We start from the raw sequence: 23755 nt of genomic DNA, 5'->3' as shown, positions 1-23755 counted from the left end.
GGCTCCTGAAAGCAATGTTTTCGCATCGGGAGCGATCCGCTCATTGATAGAGTGCGGGAAGCGAGATTAAACCATACCTGCGCAAAGTGATAGAGGAAAATAAAAAAGCTTTTCATCCTCTCAGGGACGAAAAGCTTTTGCTTAACGCGGTACCACCCTGGTTAATCCATAACGCTATAGCGTCATCGATCCACCTCATGCACAGAGTACGGGAACCCGGTTCCGATACTCCCTTCCTGGTAACGTCGGAAGTCTACGGCCTCACCTACTCACCGGGATTATTTCCGGCTTCAGCTAGCAGCTCCAGAGGGAACTTCGGACAGTCATACACTTGGAAACGCTCTCAATCGACGACGTTTCCTCCCTGTAAGGCTGGGTCTGACCTACTTTTCTCTGTCATCGCTTTTGCCAATGTGGAGTTGTTATTTACAATAGCATAGGCTCATCGGAAAGACAAGAGCTTTTTTATCGGTTACTTCCAGTCGTCGAAGCCTTCTTCCACTTCATGGGTCTTGATCCGGCTCATGAGGTTGTCCACGGCTTCATCGGGAGGGTGATTTTCGAAGAGCACTTTGTAACATTCGGCCGTGATGGGCATTTCAACGCCCATATCCTGGGCCAATTTATAGGCAGCCTGGGTGGTTCGAACTCCTTCAACCGTTTGTCCGACCAGGTTTAAGGCCTCTTCCACCGATTTGCCCTTGCCCAGAAAAGCACCGAAACGCATATTCCGAGAATGTTTGCTCGTACAGGTGACGACGAGATCGCCCAGTCCGGCCAGCCCAGAGAAAGTGGCTACGTTTGCACCCATAGCGCCGCCGAGACGGATGATTTCAGCCAGACCGCGTGTGACAAGGGCTGCCTTCGTATTGTCGCCGAAACCTAATCCTTCTGCGACGCCACAGGCGAGAGCGATGATATTTTTCAAAGCGCCGCCCAATTCCACGCCAAGCAGGTCAGGGTTTGTATATACCCGGAAATAGGAGTTCATGAACAAGTCCTGAGCTTGTTCTGCCATGGCCCGGGAGACGGAAGAGACTACGACGGTCGTGGGAATATCGCGAGCCACCTCTTCCGCATGGCTGGGTCCTGACAGGATGACCACTCGCTCTGCTAGGTGTTTCGGAAGTACCTCCTGCAAAATCTGGGAGGGACGCTTTCCCGTCTCCGGATCGATGCCCTTCGCGGTGCTGACGATAAGCACATCGTCAGATAGTTTTTCTTGTATGGAGGCGACCGTTTCTCGCAGCGCAGAGGAAGGAACTGTCAGGACGATGACTTTGGCCCCTTCAATCACTTCATCGAGTTTTGAATTAGCCCGAAGGCGAGCAGGCAACAAAACTCCAGGGAGATAGCGGCGGTTTTCTCGATAACTGTTTATGTCCTTAGCCAGGTCGACGCGACGTGCCCAAAGGAATACTTGCTTGCCCTGTTGGGCCAACAGACGGCCGAGAGCAGTTCCCCAGCTCCCTGCACCAAGGACGGCTACTTTTTCTAACTGCATAGATCCACGACCTCCCACTTTTAAATAGGTCACCGGTAGATAGTCAATGAAACCCTCCGACGAACAGACTCGGTACGACAAAAATCCCAATAACGATACAGGCCGGAAACAGTTAAATCAATTATGTTGTTTTCCGCCGGATGGGGTTCTCTGTGCCTTCCATCAACCGCTTGATGTTAGACCGGTGGCGGTAAATGACAAAAAGAGAAACAGCTAAGGCAAAGACCTGATAGGCCACAGGTTTACCAAGAAAATACATGAGCAACGGCAAGAGCACTGCCGCCAAGATGGAACCGACCGAAACGTAACTGGTCAAATACACGGCCAGTGCGAATGCGACAAGACAGATCAAGGCGATCAACGGAGCGATCGTAAGCACCACACCGGCAGCACTGGCGACCCCTTTTCCCCCTTTGAACTTCATAAAAGGCGAAAAGGTATGTCCGAGGATGGCCGCCAAGCCAGCGAAGACCGCCATCGTACCCCCGTAAGGTTGTCCCAGCCAGGTGGCTAAGGCCGCTTTTCCAGCATCAAGAAGCAGCACTGCAGCGCCCATGGTGGCACCGAGCACTCGGAAGGCATTGGTCGCACCGATATTGCCGCTCCCGTGTTTGCGAATGTCTATGCCCTTAGCCTTGCCGGCTAGATAGGCGAAGGGAATCGATCCGAGAAAGAATGACAGCAGGATTAACCCCAGCGATGACCAATCCATTGTCAAGCTCATTGCTGTTGTCATAAGCAATCGGCTACCCTTCTATTCTTTTTCTTTTTCACGCTGCCGGATGATAAAGCGGACCGGTGTTCCTTCGAAGCCGAAGGTTTCCCGAAACCGGTTCATGATATGTCGCTGATAGGAGAAGTGAAAGAGTTCCTCATCGTTGACAAAAAAGACAAAGGTAGGCGGTTTCACAGAAGTCTGCGTGACATATAGGATCTTCAAACGACGGCCTCGATCAGAGGGCGCTGGTGTTACACGGATAATATCGGTCATCAACTCGTTGATCACCGATGTGGGGATACGGCGGTTGGCCTGTTCTGTTACAAAGTCAACCAGTTCTAAGATTTTAGGCAGACGCTGACCCGTCAGTGCGGATACGTAAATCGTCGGGGCGTAATTCAAAAAGCCCAATTCCGAACGAACCACTTTATCAAAGCGATTCATCGTCTTATCGTCCTTGGGAACCAGATCCCATTTGTTCAGCACAAGCACACAGGCTTTACCGGCTTCATGGGCGTAACCGGCAATCTTTTTATCTTGCTCGGTGACGCCTTGGGAAGCGTCAATGACCATGAGCACCACATCGCTGCGGTCCACGGCCCGCAGCGAGCGCATTACGCTGTAGCGTTCGACAGATTCATCGATTTTTCCTTTGCGGCGCATGCCGGCCGTATCGATGAGCACATAATGCTTCCCGTCACGTTCGAAGGGCGTATCGATGGCGTCGCGGGTCGTGCCGGGAATATTCGAGACGATGACTCGCTCTTCTCCCAAAATGGCATTGACCATGGACGATTTACCCACATTAGGCTTTCCGATAACAGCGATTTTGATCGTATCGGGATCATCTTCTTCGTCACCTTCCGGCGGCAGAGCTTCGATCACCGCATCCAATAGATCGCCTGTATTCATACCGTGGGAAGCCGAGATGGGGATCGGATCGCCGAGGCCTAACGCAAAAAACTCATAGTATTTATCCCGTTGGGAAAAATCCTCGATCTTATTGACTACAAGAAAGACCGGTTTCTTCGTTCTACGCAGCACCGCTGCCACCGCTTCGTCGTCGGCAGTGATCCCTGCTTTTCCGTCCACCATAAAGAGGATCACGTCGGCTTCGTCTATGGCTGCTTCAGCCTGCTTATAGATCACTTCTGAAAAAGGGTTTCCGTCGGCACCAAATTCCAGTCCGCCCGTGTCGACAAGAGTAAAATCCCGGTTGAGCCATTTGGCGTTCCGGTATAAGCGGTCCCGGGTGACGCCGGGCCGATCTTCCACAATCGCGACTCTTCCACCAGTGAGCCGGTTAAAAAGCGTGGATTTGCCCACGTTCGGGCGGCCCACGACAGCAACGATAGGTTTGGCCATAGGCTTCACCTTCCTTTCTAAGGTTCCTTGTTCTGGATCAAGCTTTTAAACAGTGCATCGCCGCTCGTTTCAATGACCTCTACCGGCGTCCCGCCAAGGGCTGCCGAAATATCTTCTGGCGTCAGATCGTCCAAGGTGACATCGCCTTCGCTCCGGAACATCACCGAAGGCAGGAGGATCCTGTCCGTTGGCTTAGGGGGATTGTCCAATCCCTGCAGAGTGTGTATCACATCTCTGCCTGTCACCAGTCCCGTCACGGTCACCGTAGGGCCAAAACAACGGTTTTCGACGGTGACCACCTGAACAACCTGTTCTGACCAGGATATACCGTAATCCTGGTCAGTCTGGCCTAACAACCGTGAAAGAAATCGCCCACCAGACTTGCCCGTAATCAGAAAGGTTTGTCGATTCTCCGAGTCACTCGCCCGAAGGGCTTTCCCGCCCTTTGCTTCTTCAAGGAACTCCTCGACGGCCCCATACCAGTCGTCCATAAACAGTCGACAAAGGCCGACTCCGTTTTCCAGTTGGGCATAGTCTTCATACCGTTCCGATTCAGGAAAATCGTCTCCGGAAAGCAAATAAAACTCATCGGCCGCGAAGAAGACCGTCTCGCCACGCTCCTTTACAGACTGCTGCTGCCACCTTTCCATGAGTTCAATCACTTTCTTCGCCTCATCGGGCTGAAAGGTACGCAAGGGGAAAAGTTCTTGACGATGGCTCGTCAATCCGACAGGCACGACGGACACACTTGCCAGGGAATAGCCAAGGGACCAGAGGTCTGTCAAAGACTTCTCCAGCACGGCACCGTCATTCAGTCCTGGGCAACAAACGATCTGGGTGTGCAGTTGGATCCGGGAGTCGGCCAATTGGCGCAATCGGTTCATGATCTCGCCAGCGCGGCGGTGGCGGAGCAGTTTTTGCCGAACCTCTGGGTCTGTGGCCTGTACTGAAATATAGAGCGGACTCAGACGAAGAGAGATAAGTCGTTGAAAGGCCTCTTCATCGAGGTTTGTCAAGGTGATAAAATTCCCATGCCAGAAGGAATGGCGGTAATCGTCATCTTTGGCGTACAAGGAGGGACGCATGCCTGGAGGCATTTGATCGACAAAACAAAAAAGGCAACGGTTTTGGCAGCGGCGCAATCCATCAAAGGTTGCGTCGGCAAAGTGAATGCCTAAGTCGTCATCCTCTTCTTTTTCAATCTCAAACCACCGGGTTTCCCCGGTGGCATTTTCCAATACTTCTAGTTTTACCCTACCTTCACGGATAAAAAATCCGTAATCGAGCACATCGCGAACCTGCTGGCCATTAATTGATAGGAGTCGGTCTCCGCTCTGAAGACCGATTCGGGCGGCCAAACTGGCTGGCTCTATGTCACTGATGATGCCGCCTGCGGGCTTCACGGCCCAGGCCTCCTTATGTCCTCAATTCTTCTACTCATTATGAAGGAGCGATTCCATTTCGTCAAGGAATCGGGATCCAGCGCTTCCATCAGCCCATCTGCCAGTTTTTCCGTTTCTTTGGGTTGCCATCCCTTCGGTACTGTCACATCGATCATCCGGGGATGTAAATGCTGCTCGTGGCAAGGTTTGATCACGGTGATAACCGGTCTAACTTCGACGGGCAAGTGTTCTGCCCACCGCAGGGCAAAAGCAAAATTAGAGGGATGACGAGGCTGTCCTTGTTCCACAATAAACTCCATTCGGCTCTCTCCGTTGCTGTCCACCCAGTGGACCGTTCCTTCGCGAAGGATGATCATGGCAGCGGTCCCGTTGACACCATGACGGTATAGGGCTCGTTTTGTCAAGTTCTGCTCCCCCAAATGAAACGCGACGCTCATGCCTCTTTCTCGAATGGTATCGACAAAATGCTGAGCCGTCCCTTCCGCCTGTGGAGCAGCCATGACGACAATGTTACCGTCGGCCCCATCGGAGGAAGGGGCTAATCGAGTCGGGAGCAAGTTGCTGGATAGGACCGGATCGGATTCGCCGCAAAGAACTGCATCGTCTTGCCTTACATAGACAGCCTCATCATCCACTTTTTCAACCCTCCAGGGTCGTCCCTGCTCGTCGATGATCCCTTCACCGCTGCTCCATTCTCGATCCGTTTTGGCGATCCCTACGCCTTGGCGATTCATTCCCATGTCTTGGTAATTCATGACAGGTCGAAGGGATCCTTTCGAGGCCCTCTCATCGAGTCGGTCCCAATCAGATAGACGGTACACAAAGGCAAAGAGGCCGGCGATGACTAAAAAGGCCATCAGTCCTGTTATCAGCGATACGATCGTATATACAAGCGGAAAAGTGTGCTTATTCTGATGATCTCTTTTCCGAATCAATGACAATTTCTTGTTCCTCTAGCGATTCCTTCGTTGACTTCCGGTCGATCGGCTTGGGGATAAGATTCACTCGGACAGCCTTGGCGGCACTGAGATGTTCAATGATGAAGCTTAGGGGGAACACTAACAAGGATGATACAACAATCCGGTCAAAGACAATGCCTGCTCCTAATTCAGTGATCCGTCCCGGTGCCAGATGCCAGTACAGATTGACAAAAGGTCCGATCGTCTCAGCCAGTGCTCCCCCCAGAAGAACGGCCGCCAGTGCGCCGCGCATCTCGACAGCGACGGTAGCCGCAGCCAATGCACCGAGAAAGGTGAAGATCCAGTGGCCGTCCCAGAGGAAATGATCCTGTTCAAATCCGAGGACTTCCTGCCCGAGCAAACCGGAAACCATAACAGACAGGACAGCCATCCAAAGTCTGATATCGGCCAGTTTCGTTTTACCCGTCAAAAGCAGCCCTAGACAGAGCGGTGCAACAATGCCGCCGAGGTTCATTGACATAGACGGTTTTATCACTGGGATCGGCACATCGATAAAAGAAGCTGCCCACCATGCCAAGAGGAAGAAAAGCAATCGCCTCGACGGCGTTCGTAACCGCTGAGCTAACCCCCGCCCCATACCGAAAAGAATGAAGATCATGCTGACCAACAGAATGATGGCTCCTATCGGATATCTTGGCACCTTCCCCACCTCCATAGCTAGGTTGCCCGAGGAATGCGGGGAAAAACCAAAAAGAGTACTCGTCGCTGCCTGTCAAGCTAGTACAGCAAAAAAGAAAAACCCGGCTATCAATAAACCGGGTTTTCCTTATTTCTCTGAGTCCAAAAAGCCAAGGGGATACAACGCTGTTCGAGCCACTCTTTTAGTTCCCCAAGGATTAGGCAGGGCCGCTGGGCAAATGTGTCCAAGTTAGAACTGTTGGTCAAAGTTAAGCTCACGATGAGTGCCTGCCGGTATTCTTCAATATATTTCTCGACAGACTGTTCGCCATCGCTGGAACTGAGAAGATGTTTGAGCACTGAACCAGCGACAGCTGTCGCGTTGGCACCTAAAGAGAGAGCCTTTGCTGCTTCCCATCCGTTTCGTATGCCGCCGCTGGCGATAATGGTCAATCTTTCATCGCTCGGCAAAGTGCGGCATCCTGACCAGACTACCTCGGCCAAAGTAGCCGCCGAAGAGATGCCCCAGGCTTCAAATTCTTGCGAGGCGAGGCCTCGTCGACGCATTTCAATGGCAATGAAATTGGTGCCTCCGGCACCTCCCACATCGATGCAGCGGACTCCCAACTCCATAAGCCGTTGGGCGGTTTCGAAAGAAACACCATTCCCGACTTCTTTCGCGATCACCGGTACGGGGCAGTGACGGACGAGTTCAGCGAGGTTTTCCGGCCAATGGCGAAAATCCCGGTCGCCTTCTGTCATTGCCATTTCCTGTGCCACATTGAGGTGCACCTGCAAGGCGTCAGCTTGGATCATCTCGATCGCTTTGATCGCTTGATCTACAGGGGTGTTCGGGTTAACGTTGGCAATAACGATGCCGTTAGGGTTTTCCTCCCGCACGACCTGATAGGACTCCCTCATCGCCGGATCCCGTAAAGCGGCCGCCTGCGATCCGACGGCGATGCCGATACCGGCTTTGGCAGCGATACGGGCCAAGCGACGGTTGATATCGGTCACCTGGGGAGTACCTCCGGTGATGGCATTGATCAACAAAGGCATCGTCAATGTTTTCCCGAGAAAAGGAATAGATATATCGATATCCCGGCTGTCAAGGCTGGGCAAGGCCTCGTGAATGAGCCGGACGTCTTTAAAGCCGTTGGGGAGCGGACCCTCTTCCAGCGAGAGTGCCTGACGGATGTGATCGAGTTTTCGTTGTTGGCGAATGTCCACGCATGTCCTCCTCGGACCAGTTCTTATGAGGGAATTATTCCGTCTCTTTCGCCGCGCCCGGTCTCCGTGAAAGAGCTACTTTGCCGGTGCGAACCATTTCCACGATACCGTGATCTTTGAGGACCTCACAGAGGGCGTCGATCTTCGTCTCTTCTCCGGTCAATTCGATGACCATCGTTTCACGATTGACATCGACGATCTTCGCGCGAAAGATTTCGACGATGTCCACGATATCTGAGCGGGTCTCCGGGTTGGCTTTTACTTTGATCAGGGCCAGCTCCCGTTCGATAGAAGGTTCCGAAGTAAGTTCAACGATCTTGATCACATCAACCAGCTTGGAAAGTTGATTGACGACCTGTTCCAAGCTGCGGTTATCTCCTTCAACCACAATGGTGATGCGGGTGATATCGGCTTCTTCCGTGTATCCGGCGGTGATGCTTTCAATATTAAAAGCACGCCGGGCGATAAGACCGGAGATGTGCACGAGCACGCCGGGGCGATTTTCTACCAGTACAGCCAAGGTATGACGCATCTCAGTCCACCTCCTCAATGATCTGATCGAGAGGCGCCCCTGCCGGAACCATCGGTAGGACGTTTTCATCGTCACTGACGCGGAAGTCCATAAACACAGGGCCTTCCGTTTCCAGGGCTTTGGCAATGATGGCCGGTACATCGGCAGGTGTTTCCGCTCGAAGACCTGTGGCTCCGAAGGCTTCAGCCAGTTTTACATAGTCTGTACCGCCGTTGGCAAAGCGGGTATGGGAATAACGCTGGTTAAAGAACATCTTCTGCCATTGCCGGACCATGCCCAGAACGTTGTTGTTCATGATGGCCACCTTAATCGGTAAGCGATGTTCTACCGCTGTGGCAATTTCTTGGCAGTTCATCAGGATGGATCCGTCTCCGGTGACCAAAAGAACCAGTTCATCGGGTTGTCCCAGTTGGGCACCGATAGCCGCTGGTAATCCATAGCCCATCGTTCCCAACCCTCCGGAGGTGATCAGTGTCCGGGGCTGGTGAAAAGGGAAAAATTGAGCCGTCCACATCTGGTGCTGTCCTACGTCGGTAGCGACGACTGCTTTGCCCCCTGTCAACCGAGCTAGCTCTTCAATGACAAACTGAGGTTTGATGATGTCATCACTCTTTTGATAGGCTACGGGCGATTCCTCTTTCCAGCGGGTAACCTCTTGGATCCATCCACCGGAGCGTTGCCCTTCAACAAAAATCTTTCTCAAGGAAGCTTCTAAGGCCGGCAAGCTCCATTGGAGGTCACCGATGACTCGCAAATGGGTAAAGACGTTTTTGTTGACTTCAGCGGGGTCGATGTCGAGATGAGCCACTTTCGCTTTCGGTGCAAACCTGGCAATGAGTCCGGTCACGCGGTCATCAAAACGGACGCCGATGCCGACGAGGAGGTCGCATTCCATAACGGCCTTGTTGGCTGCTACAGTTCCATGCATTCCGACCATGCCCAGGTGCATCGGATGGGTTGTCGCAATCGCTCCCAATCCCATGAGCGAACTGATTACTGGAATTTGATATTTCTCTACCAACCGAAGGAAATCCTGTGACGCGCCTGCCGCTCCGACTCCGCCGCCGATAAAGAATAACGGTTTGTTCGCTTCAGCGATCGCCTGGGCCACGGCGTCCACTTCTGAACTCTTACCTTCAAAAACAGGCGCATAACCGCGCAACCGAACTTCCTTGGGATATTCAAAATCAATGGTCGTCGTAAAGATATCTTTGGGCACATCGACAACGACCGGACCTGGACGGCCTGTTCTAGCGATGTGAAAAGCCTCTTTAATGATTCTCGGCAGGTCACTTGCTTTTTTCACCAGGTAGTTATGCTTGGTAATCGGCGCGGTGATTCCCGTGATATCAGCTTCTTGGAAGGAATCTTTCCCAATTACCGATAGAGGAACCTGCCCAGTGATACATACCATCGGCACTGAGTCCATATAGGCGTTTGCAATCCCTGTGATTAGGTTGGTTGCCCCTGGACCGGATGTAGCGATGCAGACCCCCACCTTCCCGGTGGCCCGTGCATATCCGTCGGCGGCGTGAGCCGCCCCCTGCTCGTGCCGGGTAAGAATATGCCGGAGGGAACTGTCATAAAGGGCATCGTAAAGCGGGATCACCTGACCGCCGGGATACCCAAAAATCAAGTCCACCCCTTCTTCCTGCAGACTGGCGACGACGGCTTGAGCTCCGGTCATCTTCATACCTGACACACCTCATCTTTCAAAACTTAACTCAAAGATAAATGAAAACCCTCGCCTCTATCATTCAAGAGGCGAGGGAAATTCGCGGTACCACCCTTGTTCGGCTGTCACGAATGGCAGCCCTCAACAGGACAAGTCGATGCTTGCCCGGTCTGATAACGGTGACCGTCCGGCACGGCTTAATGGGGAATCATCTCCCTTTCGGCCTGCACCTTGGAGAGGATTTTCCTGTCGATGGTTGCAGTGCCGCCTTTCAGCCATGAGCGGCTCTCTGTCAACTGCCCTTCATACAGTACTCTTTCTCCGCATTGGATTTGTACGCTTATATCAACATGTGGACCTGGATTATACTCCTATGGATCTATACATACTATTCTATACACAGTGATAAATTCCTTGCAAGAGAAATTCTCAGATTTGCAGAAAATTTGTCTATTCGGAGTTGATTGTACCCCATCCATCAGTTTGCTAAAATAAACTAGAAGACTTCTGTTCCTTAGGGGGACATTGCATTGCATGCATTGAAAGATACGGCTCATTGGATTGTCAGCACTTATGGCGATGTAGGCCTTTTTCTAGGCCTTTTATTCGAGTTTTTGGGAGCTCCTTTTCCTGGAGAGATAGCTCAAGCTTTTGCCGGATTTTTAATTTCTCAAGATCGTCTCCAGCTTCAGATCACCCTACTGGCTTGTGTCGCCGGCAGCCAGTTGGGTTCCATGGTTGCCCACGTGATCGGAACACGTTATGGGCAGCTTGTTCTTTACGAATGGGCTCCCCGAATGGGATTGAAGCGGGAACACATTGAACGGACAGAGTCCTGGTTTCGCCGCAATCGTATTACAATGATCCTCTTCAGTCGCTGGATCATCGGTGTGCGTCATGTAACACCCTATTTTACCGGTCTCGTCCGGATGGGTTTTTGGGAAACCTTTTTCTGGAACCTGTTGGGTTCGATTCTTTGGTGTACGCCGATTATCCTTATCGGAGTAGCCGCCGGTGAAGCTTACGAAGCGATGATGGGAGAGTTCCATCATTATGTGAACGTCTTAGTTTTAGCCGGCCTTTTGGTTTTCGGCGCTGCTTATCTGCTATATAGGTATCGAAACGCTGCTTTGAAAAAGGCGCCTGTGAAATCAGTCGCAGAAAGAATCAGAGAGAACGAAGAATAGGTAGTGTGGGAAATTAAATAAGACTCTTTGAAGAAATACCGTCGCTGACGGTATTTCTTTGTTCCTCTAGTTTCTTTAAAACTTGACCAGAATAAGACCCACAAAGGTTAGCGCCACTGCCATAGTCTGCAGTGCCGTAAGCCGTTCTTTATATACGCCTACCGATAATAGAACGATCACCAATCCGTATAAAGAAAAAACAGGTGAGATGATTGAAGCCGGTCCTTGCGATAAAGCATAGGCATAGAGTTGCATTCCTCCGAAAGAACCCAGCCCGCTCACTAACCCCCAGCCCAACTGGGGAACTATTTCGCCCGTTTTTAGTTTCATCAGTTCCGCCCGGTACCGTACTAAAAAGTAGATTGTCGGTATCAGATAGCTGAAAAAGAGGACGGCGCTGTTATCCATAGCCAGTTCTTGAGTCACTTTAAGTCCGCCGTTACGAACGGCGAAAAGCAAGGTGCTCAGCACCACCATACCAAACCAGAAAGCCGAAGTGGTCGTCCCTTTTCCTTTGCCCGGCTTAATCGCGATCAAGATGATGGCGATCAGGAATAAGGCGACACCAAGCATTTTGGTTAGGCCAATGGTCTCTCCATAGACGAAGACTGACATGCCGATTACGAGCACTACATTCATGTTGATGATCGGTGAAGTCAAACTGGCCGGCCCGCTTTCGATTGCCTTCATAAAGGCATAATTTCCTCCGGCCGAGCCAATACCGATGATCAATCCCGCTATGATGACTGACCAGGCAGTGACAGCTCCGGCATTCCACCAAGTTATCAAAAATCCCAGCGTACCCGATAAATATAGACCGACAAGCACCATGGACGAGGGGACTCCTCGCATTTGCCCCATTTTCATTCCAAATCCTGCTAAACCAAAAACGATAGCACTCGTAAGGGCTAAGAACAACCACATCAGATTTGTACACCTTTCTTCTGTCAAAATGTTGCGACAGCCCTCATGGTATTTTGTATTTAGTATAACCGCAAATGCCTATTGCTTGGCGGTGAAGTTGGTTCGCTTAGTTCTCGGCTAAGAAATTTTATTGTCATCATCGACCGTCGCCGATTTTTTTGGGGAAAAACTGACCTTTACTGTACGCCAACTTAACGAGCCGCAGTGTCCACCTCAGAATTCTTCATATCTTAAAAAATAAAACCCCGCCTGTGGCGGAGTTTTTATTTTGAACAAATACGGTTTGTTTGTTCTATTTTTTGTTCTATTTTTGTTTTGAACCGGCCACCACTTGGAACGCCTCTTCGGCGGCTGCAATGGTGAAATCCAGGTCTTCTTTCGTATGGGCCAAGGATACAAAAGCGGCTTCAAACTGGGAACAGGCCAGATAGACGCCACGGTCGAGCATAGCCCGGAAATAGGTCGCAAATGCCTCTGTATCTGATGTACAGGCGGAGGCAAAATCGTCAACCACTTTATCCGTGAAGAAGCCTGTCAACATTGAACCGACGCGGTTCGTAGAAAGAGAGACACCCGCTTTTTGGGCTGCTTTCGCCAAACCGTCCGCCAAGTAAGAGGCTTTTTCTTCCAAGTACTCATAGGTTCCCGGACGCTTCAGAATCTCCAAGGTGGCGATTCCGGCGGTCATAGCCAAGGGGTTGCCTGAGAGGGTACCTGCTTGATAGATGGGACCTGCCGGGGAGACTTTTTCCATGATTTCGGCTTTACCGGCGTAAGCGCCGACAGGCAGACCGCCTCCAATGATCTTGCCGAGACAAGTGATGTCCGGCTCGATACCGTAAAGACCTTGAGCGCCGCCAAAGGCCACACGGAAGCCGCTCATGACTTCGTCTACGATCATCAATGCGCCGTATTCGCGAGTCAACTCACGAACACCTTCTAAGTAGCCGGGCTTGGGCGGCACGACACCCATGTTACCGGGTACCCCTTCGATGATGATGGCAGCGATATCGTCTCCAGCCTGTTTGAAGACTTCCCGGAGGGTCTCCAAATCATTGTATGGTGCTGTAATCGTGTTCGAGGCGATATTACCGGGAACACCCGGGCTCGTAGGTACGCCCAAGGTCAAGGCGCCTGAACCTGCTTTGATCAGCAGGCTGTCAGCATGCCCGTGATAGCATCCTTCGAATTTGACAATTTTGCTTCGTCCCGTGTAACCACGAGCCAAACGCAGGGCGCTCATGGTCGCTTCCGTACCGGAGTTGACCATGCGAACCATGTCAAAGTGCGGGAACGCTTCTAAAACCAGTTTTGCGAGACGCGTCTCTAGTTCTGTCGGCGCTCCGTAGGAAGTACCTTTATCAATCGAAGCTTTAATCGCTTCAGAAACTTCGGGATGAACATGTCCTAGAATTAGAGGGCCCCAGGAACCGACGTAGTCCACATAACGATTGCCGTCCACATCGTAGAGGTAGGCCCCTTCGCCCCTCTCGATGAAGACGGGGTTGCGGCCCACCGATTTGAAGGCCCGTACTGGGCTGTTTACACCGCCGGGAATCACCTTCACAGCTTCTGCAAACAGTTCTTCTGACCGTTGGTAACCCTTCGTCAAGTGTCTTTCCCCCTACTCTTCCATAAAGTAACGCATGCTGGTTTTCTTCAGTTCCTCGGTAGAGAAAAGCAGCCGGTAATTGGTGATACCCGTTGCTTCCGAAATCCGCTTAGCCACAGCTTCACACTCTTCCCGGCTTTCGCCGTGAATCATGGTGAAGTGGCTGTAAGGCCAGCCTTCGAAGCGAGGGCGCTGATAGCAGTGGGAAGCTTCTCGGAAAGTGGCCATAATTTTGCCCACCTCTTCGGCCCGTTCTTCTGGGACATCCCAACAACCCATGCCGTTGGCGGTGAACCCGACTTCCCGGTGCCGCAGGGCTACGCCAAAACGGCGCATATAACCTTTTTCTTGATATTCCTTGGTACGGGCGATGACTTCCTCTTCCGTCAAGCCGACTTGTTCAGCCAGTACGGCAAAGGGCCGGGAAGTGACCGGCAGATCATCTTGCAGCAGGCGAATTAATTTTTTATCGACTTCTGTAAGCATACCGTCTCATTCCTTCACCAGCAAGTTATTGCGCCGCTTCGGCGGCCCCTTGCCGTTCCTTGTCCAGTTTGAAATCGACTTTAATCTTGAAGAAACGAACTGCCGGCAGGTTATGTACTTCACAGCCGGTCCGCTCCCGGATCTCATCGAGCACATTCTCCATGTATTCTTCCGAAGGTGTGATTAAGGTAAACCATACGTTAAATTCGTGTTCCCGCAGGTAGTTATGGGTCACGCCGGGGTATTCGTTGACGACGGCGATCGCCTTTTCTAACTTATCCTCAGGCGCTTTCATCGCACACAAGGTCGACTTGTAGCCCAAATTGCGGGAATCGAAGATGCCGCCAATGCGCCGAATGAGACCTGTAGCTTTGAAGCGTTGAACCCGGGAGAGGATGTCCTCTTCGGTCGTGTTCAATGCTTCAGACAGTTGTTTGTAAGGTTCGGCGGCAATGGGGAAAGATGACTGGATAATGGTCAACAATCGACGGTCCAGATCATCGAGACTCATGGCTTAATACCCCTTCCGACCGTGATAGAGGCACCAGGGCTCTTCAGCCATGAAGTCTTGGTTATGATAGTAATAGGCACGAGCCCGGCATCCGCCACAAGCAAACTTGTACTTACAGTCGCCGCAGCCGCCGCCATATTTCAAGGTGCGCAGTTCTTTGAAGATCGGAGCTTCTTTCCAGATCTCGGAGAAAGGCGTTTCGCGAACATTTCCGGCAGAGATGTTCAGGTACGCGCAAGGCTGAACGATGCCCATGGGGGAGATGATGCAGTAGTGGGTTCCGGCGAGACAGCCGCGAGCATACTTCATATCCATGCCCATCTCTTTGGCGATGCGCATGAATTGAGGCGCACAGGTGGGCTTCAGTTCGATTTTGACTTCCTTCTGTTTTTCCATGATTTCCGTCAGGATTTGCTCATACTGTTCGGCTTTCAGTGATTCTTCTTCAATGTCCACGGCACGGCCGGTAGGTACCAAGAAGAAGGTGTGGTGGCCTACAGCGCCGATTTCAACAGCAAAATCGGTGATGGTAGATACTTCATGACGGTTCCATTCCATAACCGTCGTATGGATTTGGAAACCTAGCCCTTCAGCCCGGCAGTTTTCCATACCACGAACGGCTTCGTCCCAAGCACCGGGATAGCGGCGGAATTCGTCGTGTTTCTTTTTGTCCATGGAGTCGAGAGAGATGCCCATACCCATGGCTCCCGCTTTTTTCAGATCTCGAGCCATTTCACGGGTGATCAGGGTGCCGTTCGTGCCAAAGACAGAACGAAGACCTTTCGATGTAGCATAGGCAACCAATTCGACAATGTCAGGACGCATGAGGGGCTCGCCACCGGAGAAAATCATGATTTTAAAGCCGGCTTTGGCGATCTCATCGATCAGTTGTTTTCCTTCTACTGTGGACAACTCCTGTTCAGCTTTGGCGCCGGCGTCACGATAACAGTGGTCACAAAACATGTTGCACTGGTTCGTTGTGTTCCATGAAATAATCAAGGAATAACCCTCCTTTTGATGTCTATCTCTCGTTCGTTTCGTTTATCTTTTAATATAAAAATCAGGGGTCAGCTAAATTCCAACACGCTCATATTGCTATTCCGCGAAAAATTAAGGGTACATTGGCTAAGTAGCGATTTGAGCCAGCGGCATCGGCAAAGGAGACTGGGAAATCGTAGGGCGCCATCGGTACAACAACCGAATTCATAGGCGCCCTGCGATACAGTCTAGCGAGTCGTCGCGAAGCACAAAGTGAACGTAGCCATTGCACCCCGCCATTCAACAGAATTCCGGGTCAAGGGTGTAGGAAAAGGCTATTCGTTCAGCCAGCGAACCGCATCCTTGGCATGGTAGGTGATGATTAGATCAGCCCCAGCGCGCTTCATGCTGAGCAATAGCTCTAGGGTGATTCGTTTTTCATCAATCCAGCCTTTTTCGGCGGCGGCTTTCACCATGGAATATTCACCGGACACGTTATAGATGGCTACAGGCAGATCGAAAGTCTCTTTCAAGCGGCGGACGATGTCCAGATAGGCTAACCCCGGCTTAACCATGATCAGGTCACAGCCTTCTTGGATATCGAGAGCCGTCTCTCGCAAGGCTTCGGTACTGTTACCGGGATCCATCTGATAGGAGCGCCGGTCACCCCACTTGGGCGATGATTCAGCCGCTTCCCGAAAAGGTCCGTAGAAAGCCGAAGCGTATTTGGCCGAGTAGGACATGATCGGTACGTTTTCGAAACCAGCCTCATCTAATCCCAGCCGGATAGCGCCGACTCGGCCGTCCATCATATCGGACGGAGCTACCATATCGGCACCGGCTTGGGCATGAGAAACAGCTGTCTTCGCTAAATAGTCTAAAGAAGGGTCATTGAGGATGCGTCCATCTTCGACAATGCCGCAGTGACCATGGTTGGTGTACTGGCATAAGCAGACATCGGTGATGACGTACAATTCGGGACAAGCGTCCTTCACGGCTTTTACCGCTTCTTGAACGATGCCGTTCGGATCGTAGGCACCAGAAGCGACGTCATCCTTCTCCGGAGGGATACCAAAGAGCTCCACGGACCGAACGCCGGCTTTGTAAGCATCGACAGCTTCTTTGACGATGTTATCTACTGAAAGCTGGCAAACGCCAGGCATAGAACTGACGGGATTGACGACGTTTTTTCCGGGTACAGCAAAGAGAGGATAAATCAGATCTTCCGGGCGCAGGTGGTATTCCCGTACCATATCCCGCAGCACCGGGTTTTCCCGGAGTCGACGGGGTCGTTGGATAGGAAATCCAGACAGGATGTGTTTCATCCCTTTTCTCCCTCCCAGTTATTCAAGCCACTCAAGTTTGATTCGGGATCCTTTTTAGAGGCCGATTTCCTCATCGGTGAGGTAGCAAGCCGGATCAGACTCCCAGAAATCGCCGGTAACGGCTTCTGCACGGGCACGGAAGTTGCCGTTGCAGACGTTGAGCCATTTACACTTGGAGCAGCGTCCTTTGAGCAAGGGTTTCCGGTCTTTCAAGCCAGCCAGGATGGGGTTGCTGGAAGTGTCGGACCAGATCTCTTTGAAGGGACGTTCTTTGATGTTGCCAAAGGTATGGTTTTGAGTGAATTGGTCAGGGTGAACAAATCCTTGCGAATCGACGTTGGCAAAGGCGATACCGGAGCGGTTGCCGCCGTTCAACTGCATCAGCTTCCAGATCTTTTCAGCCAGCACAGGATCTTTATCTTTCATCTTCAAGTACAGGTAAACGATGTCGGCATGGTTGTCAACGGTGAGGATTTCACAATCGAAACCTTTTTTGTGGAATTCCACCGATTTGGCCATGATCAGGTCCATCGCTTCACGAGCTTCTTGGCGAGTCATGTCTTCTTCCATCATGCTGCCGCCGCGACCGGAGTAGACGAGGTGATAGAAGCAAACACGGGGAATCTTTTCTTCTTCAATCAGATTGAAGATGTTTTCCAGGTCGTTAAAGTTATGCTTGTTGATGGTGAAGCGCAGGCCCACGCGCTGATCGATGGCCAGACAGTTGCGAATACCATTCAAGGCTTCTTCAAAAGCGCCTTTTTTACCGCGGAATTTGTCGTTGTTTTCGCCGATACCATCGAGACTGATGCCCACGTATCCGACGCCATATTTTTTAATTTCTTTAGCCACATCAGGAGTGATCAACGTGCCGTTTGTGGAGAAGGTAACCCGGATGTTCCGTTTGCTGGCATGAGCGACGAGTTCAAAAATGTCGGGGCGCATCAGCGGTTCCCCACCAGAAAGCAGCAACACGGGAACATTGAAATCGGCCAATTCATCGATGAACTTGATGGCTTCCTGGGTATTCAGTTCGCCGGGATAATCGATTTCATCGGAGTCGGAATAGCAGTGAATGCAGTGCAAGTTACAGGTCCGGGATACGTTCCAAGCGACGACAGGGCCATATCCTTCAACAGCGCCGTTCCGTTGTCCGTGGGATCCGCTGGCGTAACGCAACCGGTCGCCATAGTTCTCGCTGCCGACAAGCAGTTTACTTACTCCGATCATGGTGATCCTTCCTCTCACGTCTTTCATTTTGCATGAAAAACTATAAAAATTTATAGCACATGGTGGATATAGGTCACCCCGAAGGCGAAATGTTATATTCCGTCGAGAAACAATGTGATTACGCCCTCGGGGCAAATGACAGTTTTACTCAGGAAGTTGTATGTTCCAATGAGCCATCAAGGCACGAGTCAAACCGGGAATGGTGTATTCGGTGGCTTCCACGTCGACCCGGAGGCCCAGTTCCTTCATCGTATCAGAGGTGATGGGACCGATCGAAGCCAAGGTGACGCCATCGAGCAGACGCTCCCGTTCTGCTGCATCTACACCGAGCATTTCCACAAAGTTGCGAGCGGTAGAGGAACTGGTGAAGGTTACAGCGCTGATCATCTTCTCTTCCATCATCTGACGGAGCAACGTCGCATCACCGCCGCCGCGTACGGTGCGGTAGGTGACTACATCGTCGACTTCAGCACCAAAACTGGTGAGTGCTTCCGGAAGAATCTTACGGGCGATATCGGCCCGAGGCAGCAGGACTTTGCGTCCCTTCCAGTCATCGAGGTTTTTCAGGCCTTCGATGATGGCTTCCGCACGATACTCTTCAGGGACAAAGTCGACTTTTAAGCCGAACTTCTGCAATTCCTTGCGTGTTTGCGGCCCAATGGCACAGAGGCGGACATTGAAGAGTTCACGAATGTCATGACCGTTGGTGAAGAAACGCTCGAAGAAGCGCTGCACACCATTCGGTGACGTAAAGATAACCCATTCGTACTCGTGAATCTTGCTGATGGCATTTTCCAACGGTGCCAGGTCAACCGGTTCTTGAATATCGATCGTGGGGAACTCCCAAGGCTCTGCTCCCAGTTCTTCGAGGCGGGAGGCAAAGGCCGACGCTTGTTGACGAGAACGGGTGACGACGATACGTTTGCCAAAGAGGGGTTTATCTTCGAACCAAGCCAGTTTTTCCCGAAGGGTGACTACTTCACCGACGATGATGATGGCCGGGTTTTGGAATCCAGCCGCTTTTGCTTTGTCAGCAATGTCGGCCAAGGTTCCGGTCATCGCCCGTTGTTCTGGGCGTGTACCCCAGCGGATCAGACCGACGGGAGTTTCAGGGCTGCGTCCATGTTCCATCAGCTTGCTGGCGATGTGCGGCAGGTTACCCATCCCCATCAGGAAGACCAGCGTACCGATACCTGTGCTGATCTTCGCCCAATCGATGGCCGAGTCTTCTTTATTCGGATCTTCATTACCGGTGATCACGGCGAAGTTCGATGTAAAATCGCGGTGGGTCACGGGGATCCCTGCATAGGCAGGAACGGAGATAGCCGAGGTGATGCCAGGAACGATCTCAAAAGGTACGCCGGCTTCCCGCAAAACTTCAGCTTCTTCACCGCCGCGACCGAAGACGAAGGGATCTCCGCCTTTTAGACGGGTGACGATTTTGCCTTCCAAACCTTTGACCTTAAGGACTTCGTTGATCTCTTCTTGTTTATAGACATGCTTGTCCGGTCCTTTGCCAACGAAGATCAACTCGGCGTCGGGACGGGCGTAGGTCAGCAAGCGGTGACCAGCCAAACGGTCATAGACAAGCACTTCAGCTTTTTGGATACACTGTAGACCTTTTACAGTGATGAGTCCGGGATCCCCGGGACCTGCACCGACGAGATAAACCTTTCCGACTTTCTGTTTCATTGCAACTCAGTCTCCTGTCTTACAACGTTTAATATCTCTCTGGCCCCTTGTTGCAAGAGCTGTTCGGCCAGACGGATACCCACTTCTTCCGGTTGTGACGGGTCACCTTCTTCCCGTCCTCGAGCGACATGTTTCCCATCGAGGGACGCTACGATCCCGTCTAGGACTAGGCGACCCTCTTGCAGACGTCCCAGCGAGCCAATCGGCACCTGGCAACCGCCTTCGAGGGTACGCATCAATGCCCGCTCGGCCCGGATGCTTACAGAGGTCTCATGATGGTTCAAGGCGCCGACAATCTTAGCGATTTCATCATCGCCTTCTCGGATTTCAATGCCGATGGAGCCTTGGCCCACGGCAGGAAGACACATGTCTACCGGTATGTATTGGCTGATTTTTTCGGCCCAACCGAGGCGAATCACTCCAGCGGCAGCGAGAATCAGGCCGTCGAGGTTTTGTTCCTCCATCTTACGGAGGCGCGTTTGCAAGTTGCCGCGAATATCCAGAAGTTCTAAATCTGGACGAACTTGCCAGATCTGGGCCTTTCGCCGCAAGCTGGCAGTCCCCACGCGAGCACCCTGAGGCAGCGCATCCAAACCGCCGTGACGGGAGATGAGAATATCGCGGCAGTCTTCACGGACACACATGGCTCCGATGGTTAGTCCTTCCGGTAAAACCGTCGGCAGGTCCTTCAAGGAGTGGACCGCCATATCGATTTCACCTTCAAGCATGGAGACTTCCAGTTCTTTCGTGAAGAGGCCTTTATCGCCGATTTTGGCCAGGGCCACGTCGAGGATTTTGTCTCCCTTGGTTTTGATCGCTTTAACCTCAAAAGCTTGTTCCGGGAATAACTCTTTCAATCTGGCCATGACCCAATTGGTCTGCCAGAGTGCCAAAGCACTGTCCCGGGTTCCGATGACAACTGGTCGTTGAAGTACTGACATTACGGTGACTCCTTATCTCAGATTGTTATCGTCACAGCCTTTCGGCCGCTGTCCGGCGATATCTAGGGAAAAGAGATTTTGCAAAATCTCTGAATATAAGTGACCTTCCGGGCTGGCTGCATAATGGCGAATTTGGATCACCGGATCATGCAACAGTTGCTTAACGATGGAAGAGGCCATCGCCCCGAGGGTCTTCTTATCCTTTTCAGAAAGGTTTTTCAGTTTTCCCAGGACCCGTTCGAGTTCCTTTTCCTTGATGGCGTCTCCTTTATTTCGCAATGCGACAATCGTAGGGACAACAAACAAGGAATTGAGCCATTTGATAAACTCATGGATCTCTTCTTCGATGATGACTTCTGCCTGGGATGCTGCTTTCTGACGTTCGGCTAAATTGCGGTCGACTACGCTGTTCAAGTCGTCGATATCAAAGAGGTGTACAGACTGTACCGTGCCGACGGCCGGTTCGATATCCCGAGGGACAGCGATGTCAATGAGGAAAAGAGGGCGTTCTGGACGTTGCGCCATGACCGTCTCCACAAGATTTCGGCGAATAACATAGTGGGTGGCCGCCGTACAAGAGATGACGATGTCGGCAATTTCCATATGTTGTTCCAACTCGGCAAAGGATACAGCTTTACCTCCGCATTTGCGAGCGAGTTCATCGGCTCGTTCGCGGGTACGGTTGGCTACGAGGACTGTGGACACCCCGTTAGCGATGAGGTGGGTCAAGGTGAGTTCACTCATCTTGCCGGCGCCTAGGATTAAAGCGGTTCGACCTTCTAAGGAGTCAAATACCTGGCGGGCTAACTCCACCGCCGTATAGGAGATAGAAACAGCATGCTGATCTATACCCGTCTCAGTGCGAACCCGTTTGCCTACGGTGATGGCCTGTTGAAACCAAGTGTTGATGATCCCGTTGGAGGTTCCATAATCGCAAGCGGCTTGATAAGCGCGTCGCACTTGACCGAGAATCTGTGTCTCCCCTAACACCATAGAATCTAAGCCAGCAGCCACCCGGAAAAGATGGCGTATCGCATCATAGAGGGTATGCGTGTAAAAATTACTAGCGAAGTCATCTACCTGCAGGGGACCGGAGTTGGAAAAGAATCTCTTAACAGCGGCTAGACCTTTTTCCAGGTCTGTCGTCGCTGCGTAGATCTCTGTGCGGTTACAGGTGGAAAGAATGGCGCAGCCCTCTATGCCAGGTTCTGATTTCAGCCGTTGCAAAGAACTCTCCAGTATGTGCTCTGGAAAGGACAATTGTTCCCGAATCTCTACAGGTGCTGATTTATGGTTCAGCCCTACGACGAAGATAAACACTGGGCGATTCGCTCCTTCAGTCCCTGCTCGTCACCGGCCTTGATGCAATCTAACAATCCGGCATCAGCCAGACGCTCGAAAATATCTTTGCGCATTTCCGGATCCGAAACCTCACGGAGTACCTGTTCTCGAAGGGACTTCATCACTTGAAGGTACTCGCCGTACTCCTCGCCAAATTCACGTTCCATTTTTTTACGGATACGTTTGGCGACAGCCGGACTAGCACCGTTGGTAGAGATAGCGATGGTTAAGTCGCCTCGACGAACAACGGCAGGTACGTAGAAATTGCAGAGCGGGGGAATGTCAACTGTGTTGATGAGAATATTTCGCTGGAAACAATCGCGAGCGACCATCTCATTGACTTCTGAAACATCGGTTGCTGCGATGACAACAAAATGTCCTGCCGCATCTCCTTCCTGGTAACCCCGCAGGTGGCAACGCAACTTCCCTTCTTGAACCCATTCCTGAACAGCGGGCGTGACTTCGGGACTGATCACAGTTACCCGAGCCCCTACCTCGAGAAGAGATTCAATTTTCCGTTCGGCTACTTGGCCCCCACCGACGACGAGGCAAGGTTGTCCTTCCAGTCTTAACATCAACGGATACAACAGCACAGCCCCTTTCTATGCCACTAATTTATCTACTCCTTAGGCTACTTTGCATAAGAATGCAATCCGCTTAAGAAGTAATTGACACCAAAAAAGGTGAACAACACAGCTAAAAAACCGATCACAGCCATCCAGGCAGCCCGATTGCCTTTCCAACCATAGGTGAAACGGGCGTGCAGATAGGCGGCGTAAATCAGCCAGGTGATGAGTGACCATGTCTCCTTAGGGTCCCAGCTCCAGTAGCGGCCCCAAGCGTATTCAGCCCAAATCGCACCGGTGATGATGCAAAGGGTGAGGAGAGGAAAACCGATCGCGATCAGGCGATAGCCGATCTCATCTAGTTTTTCCGATGATGGCAGGAAAGCCACAACTCCCCTTTGTTTTTCCCTGCTTTCGGCGCTCTTTTTCCATAGGTACATGATGCCGACACCGAAAGAAAAAGCAAAAGCCCCGTAAGAGAACATGGCTGTGATGACATGATAGGTCAGCCAGTTGGATTGCAGGGCCGGCATGAGGGGCCGGGCGGCTCTCGACGCCGGATCCATAAGCACAGCCACATAGGCTAGAATCAACCAGGCAGTCGGAACGACAAAAGCTCCGGCAACAGGGATTTGATATTTTTTTTCGGCAAATAGATAAACTGAAGCAATACCCCAGGAAAATGCTAAAAGAAATTCATAACCATTCGTTAAGGGTACATATCCAGCAACCATAGCCCGAAGAGCCAGGGCAGCCGTGTTGGCCAGAACACCGATGACGATAATGTAATAACCAACGCGTGCAAGGAATTGGTTGCGGATCACTAAAAAGCCGATATAGAGGAAGGTTGCCAATCCATATGCCGCAAATGTGATATAAAAGAGCAGGTTCTCTTGTGCTACCATGTCCGTCATATCAAACCCTCCCCTATTTCCCC

23 protein-coding genes are annotated in these 23755 nt (G+C 51.7%); 2 read left to right on the top strand and 21 right to left on the bottom strand.

Translation table 11 applies throughout. The features are described 5' to 3' along the window. Positions 1-472: 472 nt before the first annotated feature. From H1S01_RS01540 to ilvB, 9 genes are all read right to left on the bottom strand, one after another. Positions 473-1504, bottom strand: coding sequence for an NAD(P)H-dependent glycerol-3-phosphate dehydrogenase (locus tag H1S01_RS01540; RefSeq protein WP_188038356.1), 1032 nt, complete (start codon positions 1502-1504; stop codon positions 473-475). Positions 1505-1625: 121 nt separating this feature from the next. Then, positions 1626-2240, bottom strand: coding sequence for a glycerol-3-phosphate 1-O-acyltransferase PlsY (gene plsY / locus H1S01_RS01535; RefSeq protein ID WP_243236911.1), 615 nt, complete (start codon positions 2238-2240; stop codon positions 1626-1628). 18 nt (positions 2241-2258) lie between these two features. After that, positions 2259-3587 (bottom strand): ribosome biogenesis GTPase Der, encoded by a 1329-nt coding sequence (gene der / locus H1S01_RS01530; protein ID WP_188038355.1) that lies wholly within the window; start codon positions 3585-3587, stop codon positions 2259-2261. Between the two features lie 17 nt (positions 3588-3604). Further along, the gene (locus H1S01_RS22230; protein WP_188038354.1) at positions 3605-4990 is read right to left on the bottom strand and encodes a DUF512 domain-containing protein; all 1386 of its coding nucleotides are present in this window, start codon (positions 4988-4990) and stop codon (positions 3605-3607) included. Further along, positions 4987-5931 carry a hypothetical protein gene (locus H1S01_RS01520; RefSeq protein ID WP_188038353.1) on the bottom strand — a complete coding sequence of 315 codons (945 nt, stop codon included), beginning with the start codon at positions 5929-5931 and terminating at the stop codon, positions 4987-4989. Before H1S01_RS01520 ends, H1S01_RS22230 begins: the two co-directional genes overlap by 4 nt. Continuing rightward, positions 5897-6610 carry a hypothetical protein gene (locus H1S01_RS01515; protein ID WP_188038352.1) on the bottom strand — a complete coding sequence of 238 codons (714 nt, stop codon included), beginning with the start codon at positions 6608-6610 and terminating at the stop codon, positions 5897-5899. Before H1S01_RS01515 ends, H1S01_RS01520 begins: the two co-directional genes overlap by 35 nt. A gap of 107 nt (positions 6611-6717) precedes the next feature. Then, entirely contained in the window at positions 6718-7818 is a 1101-nt protein-coding gene (gene fni / locus H1S01_RS01510; protein WP_188038351.1) for a type 2 isopentenyl-diphosphate Delta-isomerase, read from the bottom strand. A gap of 34 nt (positions 7819-7852) precedes the next feature. Then, complete coding sequence (gene ilvN, locus H1S01_RS01505; protein WP_155474607.1) at positions 7853-8350, bottom strand: acetolactate synthase small subunit; 498 nt, start codon at positions 8348-8350, stop codon at positions 7853-7855. Position 8351: 1 nt separating this feature from the next. Next, a complete protein-coding gene (ilvB, locus tag H1S01_RS01500; protein ID WP_188038350.1) occupies positions 8352-10043 on the bottom strand; it encodes a biosynthetic-type acetolactate synthase large subunit in 1692 nt (563 codons plus the stop codon). Between the two features lie 41 nt (positions 10044-10084). On the opposite strand from ilvB, the gene H1S01_RS01495 reads away from it, so the two are divergent. Next, positions 10085-10306: a hypothetical protein gene (locus H1S01_RS01495; RefSeq protein ID WP_188038349.1), complete on the top strand. Its 222-nt coding sequence runs from the start codon at positions 10085-10087 to the stop codon at positions 10304-10306. A gap of 249 nt (positions 10307-10555) precedes the next feature. After that, the gene (locus H1S01_RS01490) at positions 10556-11212 is read left to right on the top strand and encodes a DedA family protein (RefSeq protein ID WP_188038348.1); all 657 of its coding nucleotides are present in this window, start codon (positions 10556-10558) and stop codon (positions 11210-11212) included. 75 nt (positions 11213-11287) lie between these two features. On the opposite strand, the gene H1S01_RS01485 is transcribed toward H1S01_RS01490, so the two are convergent. The 12 genes from H1S01_RS01485 to ccsB all read right to left on the bottom strand — a co-directional run bounded on the left by H1S01_RS01485 (position 11288) and on the right by ccsB (position 23723). Further along, positions 11288-12136 (bottom strand): EamA family transporter, encoded by an 849-nt coding sequence (locus H1S01_RS01485; protein ID WP_188038347.1) that lies wholly within the window; start codon positions 12134-12136, stop codon positions 11288-11290. Between the two features lie 304 nt (positions 12137-12440). Next, positions 12441-13748: a glutamate-1-semialdehyde 2,1-aminomutase gene (gene hemL, locus H1S01_RS01480; RefSeq protein ID WP_188038346.1), complete on the bottom strand. Its 1308-nt coding sequence runs from the start codon at positions 13746-13748 to the stop codon at positions 12441-12443. A 12-nt stretch (positions 13749-13760) separates the two neighbouring features. Continuing rightward, positions 13761-14234 (bottom strand): siroheme decarboxylase subunit beta, encoded by a 474-nt coding sequence (gene ahbB / locus H1S01_RS01475; protein WP_188038345.1) that lies wholly within the window; start codon positions 14232-14234, stop codon positions 13761-13763. Positions 14235-14259: 25 nt separating this feature from the next. After that, the gene (ahbA, locus tag H1S01_RS01470) at positions 14260-14745 is read right to left on the bottom strand and encodes a siroheme decarboxylase subunit alpha (RefSeq protein ID WP_188038344.1); all 486 of its coding nucleotides are present in this window, start codon (positions 14743-14745) and stop codon (positions 14260-14262) included. A 3-nt stretch (positions 14746-14748) separates the two neighbouring features. Then, positions 14749-15744: a putative heme d1 biosynthesis radical SAM protein NirJ2 gene (nirJ2, locus tag H1S01_RS01465; RefSeq protein WP_188038343.1), complete on the bottom strand. Its 996-nt coding sequence runs from the start codon at positions 15742-15744 to the stop codon at positions 14749-14751. A gap of 314 nt (positions 15745-16058) precedes the next feature. Further along, on the bottom strand, positions 16059-17048 hold the full coding sequence (gene hemB / locus H1S01_RS01460) for a porphobilinogen synthase (protein WP_188038342.1): 990 nt from the start codon (positions 17046-17048) through the stop codon (positions 16059-16061). Between the two features lie 54 nt (positions 17049-17102). Further along, a complete protein-coding gene (gene nirJ1, locus H1S01_RS01455; RefSeq protein ID WP_188038341.1) occupies positions 17103-18278 on the bottom strand; it encodes a putative heme d1 biosynthesis radical SAM protein NirJ1 in 1176 nt (391 codons plus the stop codon). Between the two features lie 144 nt (positions 18279-18422). Beyond that, positions 18423-19970 carry a uroporphyrinogen-III C-methyltransferase gene (gene cobA / locus H1S01_RS01450; RefSeq protein ID WP_188038340.1) on the bottom strand — a complete coding sequence of 516 codons (1548 nt, stop codon included), beginning with the start codon at positions 19968-19970 and terminating at the stop codon, positions 18423-18425. Next, entirely contained in the window at positions 19967-20911 is a 945-nt protein-coding gene (gene hemC / locus H1S01_RS01445) for a hydroxymethylbilane synthase (protein ID WP_188038339.1), read from the bottom strand. The genes cobA and hemC overlap by 4 nt, the downstream gene beginning before the upstream one ends. A 12-nt stretch (positions 20912-20923) precedes the next feature. Continuing rightward, complete coding sequence (gene hemA, locus H1S01_RS01440; protein WP_188038338.1) at positions 20924-22231, bottom strand: glutamyl-tRNA reductase; 1308 nt, start codon at positions 22229-22231, stop codon at positions 20924-20926. Continuing rightward, the gene (locus tag H1S01_RS01435; protein WP_188038337.1) at positions 22213-22845 is read right to left on the bottom strand and encodes an NAD(P)-dependent oxidoreductase; all 633 of its coding nucleotides are present in this window, start codon (positions 22843-22845) and stop codon (positions 22213-22215) included. Before H1S01_RS01435 ends, hemA begins: the two co-directional genes overlap by 19 nt. Positions 22846-22883: 38 nt before the next feature. Further along, the gene (gene ccsB / locus H1S01_RS01430) at positions 22884-23723 is read right to left on the bottom strand and encodes a c-type cytochrome biogenesis protein CcsB (RefSeq protein WP_188038602.1); all 840 of its coding nucleotides are present in this window, start codon (positions 23721-23723) and stop codon (positions 22884-22886) included. Positions 23724-23755: the final 32 nt, after the last annotated feature.

The organism is Heliobacterium chlorum, assembly GCF_014502795.1.
In the GTDB taxonomy this organism is placed as follows: Bacteria; Bacillota; Desulfitobacteriia; order Heliobacteriales; family Heliobacteriaceae; genus Heliobacterium; species Heliobacterium chlorum.
The sequence above is the reverse complement of the archived record's forward strand: the minus strand, read 5'-3'. Positions and strand labels throughout refer to the sequence as shown.